Origin of the sequence: Vibrio sp. Vb1755 (assembly GCF_033338635.1) — a bacterium.
Taxonomy (GTDB): Bacteria; Pseudomonadota; Gammaproteobacteria; order Enterobacterales; family Vibrionaceae; genus Vibrio; species Vibrio alginolyticus.
In genome coordinates this window covers 1-1,180 of sequence record NZ_JAWOTA010000258.1, presented here as the reverse complement: position 1 = coordinate 1,180, position 1,180 = coordinate 1, and the positions used below count along the sequence as shown (strand labels likewise).

Genomic DNA, 1,180 nt, shown 5'->3' with positions numbered 1-1,180 from the left:
ATTGTATTTTCGGTAAAACTTAATTTTAGTTGGTTAAAGTGATGGTTTTGCCGAGTATCTTGTCTGTCTCTGTCACATTTGGTATAAAAAGCATCACCTTCTTTTCTGGAATTGGCCGATGTCACATCTAAATTACAACCATCTTTATTACTTCTGGATGGTGTGCAAGCAAGGCTCTGTTACCAAGGCCGCGGATGCGCTTTTTCTCACTCCTCAAACGGTGACCGGGCAAATCAAAGCGCTTGAAGAGCGGATGAAAGGCAAGCTAACCAAGCGAAACGGCCGTACTGTCGAACCAACAGAACTCGGACAATTGGTCTTCAAATATGCGGATCGTATGTTTGGTTTAAGCTATGAGATGCTTGATATTGTGAACTACAGTCAGCACTCCAACATTTTGTTTGAAGTTGGTGTCGCCGATGCGCTGTCAATACGGCTAGTTAGTAAAGTGCTGATGACAACCGTGCCTGAAGACAACAGTATCCACTTACGTTGTTACGAGTCGACGCACGAACTGTTATTAGAACGGCTATCGCAGCACAAGTTGGATATGATTCTTTCTGATTGCCCGGTGGACTCGACGCAAAGCCCAGGCCTTTATAGTAAGAAGCTTGGCGAGAGTAGCATGAGTTTCTTTGCATCTTCTGACATTCCAGACGTGAAGTTCCCTGAAATTTTGGAAAAGAAAAAGCTGTTGATCCCAGCAAGTCGAACGGCGATGGGGCGAAAAGTCATTCAATGGTTTGATCGCCAAGGATTACAACCTGATGTCTTGGGAGAGTTTGATGACGTCGCGTTGATGAAAGCCTTTGCGAGATACCGTGATGATGTAATCTTTTTGGCGCCGACGGTTTACATGTCAGAAATCGAAGATGACCGCAGCTTGCAGTTGATCGGTCATGTTGAGGATTTGAAAGAAGAGTATTACGTTATTTTCGCCGAGCGAATGATTCAGCATCCTGCGGTAAAAAACGTATGTGATGCTGATTTCAGTCAAATGTTTGAGTAAACCCGTATCGTTGCTCAAATAAATAGATTACTATCGATAAAAATATAAATCTAAATGATACCTAAGTAATTCAAGATACTTGGTTTAGTGAGCAAAATTATTTCTCGTCGATAAAGCCCCAGTGAACACTGCTGGTGGGTTAAATTGATGTATCGCTTTAAAGCCAAATTT

At 42.5% G+C, this 1,180-nt stretch carries 1 protein-coding gene; it reads left to right on the top strand.

The genetic code is table 11. The annotated features are described in order from the left end of the window. The first annotated feature begins 118 nt into the window (after positions 1 to 118). Positions 119 to 1,009: a transcriptional activator NhaR gene (gene nhaR, locus R7E00_RS24345; protein WP_318124806.1), complete on the top strand. Its 891-nt coding sequence runs from the start codon at positions 119 to 121 to the stop codon at positions 1,007 to 1,009. Positions 1,010 to 1,180: the final 171 nt, after the last annotated feature.